This is a genomic window from Spongiibacter sp., from assembly GCF_984394615.1.
The window spans coordinates 86,307-93,389 of record NZ_CFHTQA010000009.1 but is presented as its reverse complement, the minus strand read 5'-3'; the positions used below and the strand labels follow the sequence as shown (position 1 = coordinate 93,389).

Annotated in this window: 7 protein-coding genes; 2 read left to right on the top strand and 5 right to left on the bottom strand. The window is 59.7% G+C overall.

Going from position 1 to position 7,083, the window contains the following annotated elements; genetic code table 11:
- Positions 1–1,175 (top strand): 1-deoxy-D-xylulose-5-phosphate synthase (gene dxs, locus AC5DB9_RS05740; protein WP_491732030.1); only part of this gene is annotated, 1,175 nt, incomplete at its 5' end.
- Here the strand turns inward: dxs and AC5DB9_RS05735 are convergent.
- The 4 genes from AC5DB9_RS05735 to AC5DB9_RS05720 all read right to left on the bottom strand — a co-directional run bounded on the left by AC5DB9_RS05735 (position 1,144) and on the right by AC5DB9_RS05720 (position 4,631).
- A complete protein-coding gene (locus AC5DB9_RS05735) occupies positions 1,144–2,229 on the bottom strand; it encodes an ELM1/GtrOC1 family putative glycosyltransferase (RefSeq protein WP_273009297.1) in 1,086 nt (361 codons plus the stop codon). The genes dxs and AC5DB9_RS05735 overlap by 32 nt on opposite strands.
- 110 nt (positions 2,230–2,339) lie before the next feature.
- On the bottom strand, positions 2,340–2,930 hold the full coding sequence (gene ribA / locus AC5DB9_RS05730) for a GTP cyclohydrolase II (RefSeq protein ID WP_374963100.1): 591 nt from the start codon (positions 2,928–2,930) through the stop codon (positions 2,340–2,342).
- A gap of 75 nt (positions 2,931–3,005) precedes the next feature.
- A complete protein-coding gene (locus tag AC5DB9_RS05725) occupies positions 3,006–3,641 on the bottom strand; it encodes a retropepsin-like aspartic protease family protein (RefSeq protein WP_022958668.1) in 636 nt (211 codons plus the stop codon).
- A gap of 75 nt (positions 3,642–3,716) precedes the next feature.
- Positions 3,717–4,631 carry a LysR substrate-binding domain-containing protein gene (locus tag AC5DB9_RS05720; RefSeq protein ID WP_273009300.1) on the bottom strand — a complete coding sequence of 305 codons (915 nt, stop codon included), beginning with the start codon at positions 4,629–4,631 and terminating at the stop codon, positions 3,717–3,719.
- A 94-nt stretch (positions 4,632–4,725) separates the two neighbouring features.
- Between AC5DB9_RS05720 and AC5DB9_RS05715 the strand changes: the two genes are divergently transcribed.
- Positions 4,726–5,586: a sterol desaturase family protein gene (locus AC5DB9_RS05715; RefSeq protein ID WP_273009302.1), complete on the top strand. Its 861-nt coding sequence runs from the start codon at positions 4,726–4,728 to the stop codon at positions 5,584–5,586.
- Here the strand turns inward: AC5DB9_RS05715 and thiD are convergent, their stop codons facing one another.
- Positions 5,587–7,059 (bottom strand): bifunctional hydroxymethylpyrimidine kinase/phosphomethylpyrimidine kinase, encoded by a 1,473-nt coding sequence (thiD, locus tag AC5DB9_RS05710; RefSeq protein ID WP_273009304.1) that lies wholly within the window; start codon positions 7,057–7,059, stop codon positions 5,587–5,589.
- Between the last annotated feature and the right edge of the window lie 24 nt (positions 7,060–7,083).

Genomic DNA, 7,083 nt, shown 5'->3' with positions numbered 1-7,083 from the left:
TGTTCGAGGAGCTGGGCTTTAACTATATCGGCCCCATCGACGGCCACGACCTCGATGTACTGGTCCCCACCCTGCGCAATTTGCGTGAGCTTGACGGCCCGCAAATGCTGCACATCATGACGCAGAAAGGAAAGGGCTTCGCCCCGGCAGAACAGGACCCGGTGGGCTTCCACGCAATTTCCAAAATCGAGCCCGACGATACCGGCAACAAGCCTGCGCCAGTAAAGAAAGGCCCCAAGTATCAGGATATTTTCGGCCAGTGGCTGTGTGATGAAGCCAGCGACTGCGACAAGCTGGTCGCCATTACCCCCGCCATGTGCGAAGGCTCAGGCATGGTGGAGTACGCCCGGCGTTTTGAAGACCGTTTTTACGATGTCGCCATTGCCGAGCAGCACGCGCTGACGCTGGCAGCTGGCATGGCCTGCGATGGCCTCAAGCCCGTGGTCGCGATTTACTCCACTTTTTTGCAGCGTGCCTACGATCAGCTTATTCACGACATTGCCCTGCAGAATCTGGACGTGACCTTCGGCATTGACCGAGCGGGACTGGTCGGCGAAGACGGGCCCACCCACGCCGGGGCCTTCGACCTCAGTTTCCTGCGCTGCATTCCCAATATGGTGATCATGGCACCGGCCGACGAAGACGAGACCCGTCAGTTGCTGCACACCGCCTATCACTACCCCGGTCCGGCAGCCGTTCGCTACCCGCGCGGCACCGGCCCCGGCGTGGACATTCAAGCGAAAATGCACTGTCTTCCGATCGGCAAGGGCCGCCAACTGCGCAGCGGTCAATCGGTGGCGATCGTCAACTTTGGCACCCTGTTGAGTGCCGCCAGCGAAGCCGCACAGGCACTGAATGCCACGCTGGCAGATATGCGCTTTGTAAAGCCGCTGGATACCGCATTGCTCGACGAACTGGCCGCCAATCATGATCTGATTGTTACGCTGGAAGAGAACGTGATCGCAGGCGGTGCCGGTAGCGCAGTCACGGAATACCTGAACAGCCGCGACATTGACCTGCCCGTGCTGCAACTGGGGCTGCCCGATCGCTTTGTCGATCACGGCAAACACGGGGTGCTGCTCAGCGAAGTGGGGCTGGACGCCAACGGTATTGAACACAGCATCCGCAACCGCATGACGGCGCTCAAGCTGTTACCAGATTCGGCGGCAGGCTGATCGACTCCCTCGTTGCTGGCGGCGCGCTGATCGCCGTCAGCGCACAAATCTGCTGATAAATCGTCTCGAGGTGCTGCCGATAGCTGCGCAGCGGCGGTATGTCTGTCGGCTGATAGTCCACCAGCTCACCGATAGACAGGCGCTCGATCAAGCGCTGATCGGCGAGGTAGCTCACCGCCCTCAGGTGAGTACCGCTCACAACGGCCCGCGCCGGGCGCAAACTGACCACAGGCTTTCCCATCGCCACCGCTTCGGAAAGCATACTCAAGCTGTCTTCCGTGCAAAACAGTCGCTCGCCGGCACCGAGGAAAGCATCGGCCGAGGGGCTGTCCGGGCCCCGGTAATAAATACTGGCGAAGCAATTTTCCTCATTCAATCCATGGCGCAGAATCTCCGCCGCCCGCGCAGAGCGCCGGGAGGTACTCAGCAACCAGCGAATACCGTAGCGCCGGCTAAGCTGAGCCATCGCCACCACCAATGCACGCCAGTCGTCATCGCTGTAGCGGTAACCGCTGCCGGGACCGCCAACCAGCATTGTCCACAGCGGCGCCGGGGATTGCTCCCACAAGAGGTTGCCCAGTCGCTCACAGTGACTGCGTTCAGTTTTGCACAGCGCGACCTGACTGCCGATATTTCGGCGCTGCCAGTCGGCGCTTCGTGCCCGGTCGACAAAGGCGGTGAGATTGACCGACACACTGTCGGCAGGCAGACCATAACAGTTACCCACCACCAGATTTGAGCAGCCCAGCAGACGGCTGAGGGCGACATTAAGCGCCAGCACATTGCCGCCGAAGGAGATAATCAGATCGGGCGCCTCATCGGGCAATGCCTCGCGGCGATACGCCAGTGGCAGCCAGCGCAACAATGACGCCCCGGCACGCGCCGCAAGGAAGCGAAGCGCGTGATTCGCCAGTTTGAGTTTGGGCTTCGCCTGAATAGCCCTCATCTCGCAGGGACGCTGGCTGCGTTGCTGGATCAGACGGGCAACGCCCAAAGCCTGGGAATAATGGCCGGGCTTGCCGTCGTGGAGGACCCACAGTCGTAAGACAGACATAGGCAGACATTCTTTTGTTGAAAACAGAATGTGCCCAGTGTGGAAGGAGGTAGTGACAGGCGGGTCACAGCGTCGTGACAATCCGATGACCCGCGTAACCGTCGAGCAACTTAGAAGAGGTGACCCAGCTTGCCGGATTTGGTTGCCAGATACTTGGCATTGTGGGGGTTCTGACCGGTTTGCAGCGGTAGACGCTCTACCACATCGACCCCTTGGTCAGTGAGCGCATTCACTTTGCGCGGGTTGTTGGTCATCAGACGCACTTTGTGGATATTAAGCTGCTCACACATCGGCTTGAGCAGGCTGTAGTCCCGCATGTCAGCGCCAAAGCCCAGCTGCTCATTGGCCTCGACGGTATCGGCGCCTTCATCTTGCAATTTATACGCACGGATTTTGTTCATCAGGCCGATGCCCCGACCTTCCTGACGCAGATAGAAAATCGCACCACGCCCTTCTTCCGCCACTTTCTGAATCGCCGCCTGCAACTGTGCGCCGCAGTCGCAACGCATGCTGAACAGGGCATCACCGGTCAGACACTCGGAGTGAATACGCGCCAGCACCGGCTGACCGTCGCCAATATCCCCGAGGCTCAGTACCACGTGCTCTTTGCCGGTTTCTGCGTCCTCAAAACCGTGAATATCAAACACCCCCCAGGGTGTGGGGAGCTTGGAGGACTCTATATAGCGGACCGCCACTGGCATCTCCAGAAAATTTTCGGTGGCGCATTTTATCAGCGCGAAGCCGATCAGGCGAGCCGCAATGTGGGCAGGCCCCAGTCAGTGGGCGGTCAGGGTGAGAATATTGCCTTTTTCCTGCATATCAACGTGTTCGAGAAAGCTCATGCCAAGCAGAATGACATGGGGATAATCCCCCTCGACCACCACCGCTGCCACGTGGTGGCGCTCGATGCTGCCTACTGCGAGCTTGGGCAGGGTCACCGCAAAACCCCGACTCATCCCCGAAGCCGTGGCAACACTGACCACCGGGGCATCATCGTAGCGGATACCCAGCTGACGGGCGTGCAAGGTACTCATCGCCACCGATGTGGCACCCGTATCGACAACCGCTTCCGCACTGCGGCCATTCACTTCAAGGCGGGTGCGGTATTCCCGCTTGCTGTTGCGCTGCAATACCACTTCCTGCGTTTCCGCCTCGGCGTAATGGGTGCCAATGCGCTTATTCAGCGTCAGGCGGCGCGTTTCGCCCTGGTAGCGAACCACCGCAGAGCGCGAATCGGCGGAAATCACTGTCGCGCCGCGGGGATGCGTCGCGCCCTCGCGCAGCAGCTTTTGCTCCCCATCGATATCCAGCAGCACTGCCCCCTTGAACAGCCCCCGCACAACCAGCGCTTCTGCGACGCTGAAACTGCTTGTCATCGCCAGCAACAGCAGCAGTGCCGTATGTTTGATCATTGCTCATCCTCGCCACTGGCAGCCCTGCGACCAGCCCATTGTTTCATGGCATCTAACCCCAGCTTCGCGCCCGCATCAAGTCAGCAGCCGGGCCTGCGTCCTTAGCAACTCAATAAACCAGCGGTGTCCGGCATCCCCCGCAAGACTGGCCGGCCACATCAACCAAGTGGGTACCGCGGGCATGGGCAGCGGAAAGGGAAACACCTGAATATCGTAGGCCCGCGCAAAGCGCTCTGCCAACACTCTGGGCAAGGTTGCCAGCGAATCGGTCTGTGCCACCACCGGCGGCATCGCCGCAAAATGCTGTACATGCACGTCAACCCGGCGCTGTAAGCGCTCTCCTCCCAGCGCCAGTTCCAGTTGTGTGCGGTAGCGACTGCGCTGACGCAACAAAATATGCCCTTCGGCAAAATACTGCTCGACGCTGAGTTGCCGCCTCAATCGCGGATGCCCGCGACGGGCAATGACCACCAGCTCCTGTTCGCCGATCGGCGCCACACAGACCTTGTCGGATTCCACCCGCACAAAATCAATCACCGCATCGTACTCCAGCCGCGCGAGCGCCGAGGCCACATCATGACGGTCGAGTACCGTGTTGCGTAAGCTCAACCCCGGCCCGGCGGTTTGCAAAGCCTGCATGATGCCGCCCAGCGCCGTCATTTCCAGATAGCCGTCGGCCAACAAGCTGAACTGCCGCTCGGCACTGGCGGGCGCAAACTGTTGGTCGCTGCTCAGCGCTCCGGCCATCAGTGCCAGCGCCTCAGCCACCGGTGCCTGAGCAGCCAGTGCGCGGGGCGTCGGCTTCATGCCACTGCGCGTGCGCACAAACAACTCGTCTTTCATGGTCAGGCGCAGGCGGGACAGCGCCGCACTCACAGCGGGCTGGCTCATGCCCAATTCTTCGGCGGCGCGGGAGAGGTTCTGCACCCGGAGCAGCGCATCGAAAACGGTCAGTAGATTCAGGTCAACCGCACGTAAATTCAGTTTCATAAATAATAGGTATATAAATTATCGAATTCACAAATACCTAAAATTCCGTAGGCTGTCTACCGCAAGCCGCTAAAACCAATAAGAGGACATCGGCGTGGATCTTCAGCCTGCTCATTTTGTGACTGCCTTTATCATTGTGTTCGCCATCTGGGAGTGGTTCAGTGGCCGCGCCCGGGGCGCACGTAAAAGCCGTGAAGACTGGCAGATGGCCGGCCTGAGCGCGGCCGGCATGGTATTGATTCAGCGGCCCTTGCTGCTGTTCGGCATTGCCTGGATCGCAGGCGCGATCATCCCCCAGTTTCACGACTCACTGGCGTGGCTGGAAAGTGAGTATTTCTGGGTAACGCTGATCGGCTATATCGCGCTGGAGGAACTGCTGCACGGTGCCGGACACTGGTTCGCCCACAGCCGTCGTCCGAAAAATACCTGGCTGCGCCGGGCCCAGAACCTCTACAAGATCGGCCACCGGCCCCACCACCTCTCGGGAGGCAACGACGGCAAAGGCGAGTTAAGCGTCACCCAAACCTTTGTCGAGCACTGGACCTGGTGGTTCATCATGCCCAATTACTGGTTCCAGTTTCTGGCGCTGTATCTGGGGCTGACCGAGGTATTTGTGATCGGCACCGTCTTCAAGGGACTGTGGGCTGCACACAACCACGTGAACTGGAATTACGATCTCTATCTGCTCAACCACCGCTGGGCCTGGGTGCGCAACAGCATGTACGGCCTGTGCCATCTCTTCACATTCCCGACTCAGCACCACCATCATCACGCCCGCGGAAAAAATTCTGGCAGCAACCTCTGCAATCTGCTGTCCATCTACGACTGGTTACTGTTCAAAACATTGGTGATAGAGCGCGAGCGGCCCGCTATTTATGGCTGGCGACAGTCACCGGAGGAAGAGCACAGCGCGTTGCACCGCTACTTCCACACGGATCTGAGCAAACTGCGCTGACTAACGCGGTTGGTGCAGAGCCATCAGTGAAGCGACCACCGACTCCGGATCATCCGCTTCGGTGATCGCCGTAATCATCGCGCAGCTTCCCACCCCGGTGGCCAGCACTTCGTCGGCGCGCTTGAGATTGATTCCGCCGATCGCCGTCAGCGTGTAGCCGGGAGACAACAGCTCAACCCAGTGGCGAAGCCGATTCACCCCCTGTGGACCAAAGCGCATTTCCTTGCTGGTGGTTGGGTAGACCGGCCCGATGGCAATATAGCTGGGACACAAGGCATGGGCACGCGCCACCTCGTAGTGGCTGTGGGTACTCACCCCCAACCGCAGCCCGGCATCGGCAATCGCTTGGATATCTGCCACATCGAGATCTTCCTGTCCGAGGTGCACCCCGTAAGCACCGGCGGCAATTGCCTGCGGCCAGTAGTCATTGATAAACACCCTAGCCTGATACTCCCGGCCGAGTGCCACCGCGCGCTGAATCTCCTCATCGAGGTTGGACTGATGCGGGTCTTTGATCCGCAACTGGATCGTTTTCACGCCGCTTTTCAGCAAACGCTCGACCCATTCGCTGCTGTCCACCACCGGATACAGCCCCAGTTCACCGTCGCAGGCGGGAAACGCGGGTTTCGTCTTGGGGAAACGACGGCTTAGCCCAGGGTAGTCGCAAAGCTGCTTTGGCCAGCCCATATGAGTCACCGGGCCCGGACCGCCACCAAGCTGCACTGACAAACGCAGCCCCTGACTGACATAGGCCTTGGCCAGCACCAGCGCATCCGCCATTTCATAGCCCCGCGCCAACAACGCGGCAATCGCCGACGACAGCGTACAGCCGGTGCCGTGTGTATTCAGCGTATCGATGCACGGACCACTGAGCCAGAACCCCTGTTCACCATCGGTCCAATAGTCGTGGCAGAGACCATCACGCGTCACCAGATGCCCACCGGTCAGCAACACTGAACGGGCACCGAGCACCACGATATCCTGAGCGGCGCGCTCAACCTCTTCAGCGGTGGTGATTTTTCGATCCAGCAGGGTTTCCGCTTCACTGATATTCGGGGTTAGCAAATCCGCTCGTGGCAGCAGCTTTTCAACCAATACCTGGCTGACGCCATTTTCCATTAACAAGCCGCCACTGGTGGAAACCATGACCGGATCGCAGACCACCGGACCGGGGTAGTCCTGCAGATACTTGGCAACTACCTCTACCACTTCCGCCGACCCCAGCATGCCGAGTTTGATAGCCCCGGCCGGCAGGTCGCTGTCCAGTGCGTTAATCTGCGCCGCCAGCGCCCGGTGGGAGGTCACCGCAACATGGCCCACGGCGAAACTGTTCTGGGCGGTAATCGCGGTAATGACCGTACAACCGTGAACACCAAAATCGTGAAAGGTGGCCAGATCGGCCTGAATACCCGCGCCGCCACCGGAGTCAGAACCGGCGATCGACCAGGCGATGGGTTTGGAATGACTTGCCATAGGGCCTCGTTATTTTGTCTGCGT

Bases quoted from the DNA above. Each gene is read 5' to 3' on its own strand.
- AC5DB9_RS05725 (WP_022958668.1), bottom strand. From the start codon at position 3,641: ATGATCAAACATACGGCACTGCTGCTGTTGCTGGCGATGACAAGCAGT.
- ribA (WP_374963100.1), bottom strand. From the start codon at position 2,930: ATGCCAGTGGCGGTCCGCTATATAGAGTCCTCCAAGCTCCCCACACCC.
- thiD (WP_273009304.1), bottom strand. From the start codon at position 7,059: ATGGCAAGTCATTCCAAACCCATCGCCTGGTCGATCGCCGGTTCTGAC.
- AC5DB9_RS05735 (WP_273009297.1), bottom strand. From the start codon at position 2,229: ATGTCTGTCTTACGACTGTGGGTCCTCCACGACGGCAAGCCCGGCCAT.
- AC5DB9_RS05720 (WP_273009300.1), bottom strand. From the start codon at position 4,631: ATGAAACTGAATTTACGTGCGGTTGACCTGAATCTACTGACCGTTTTC.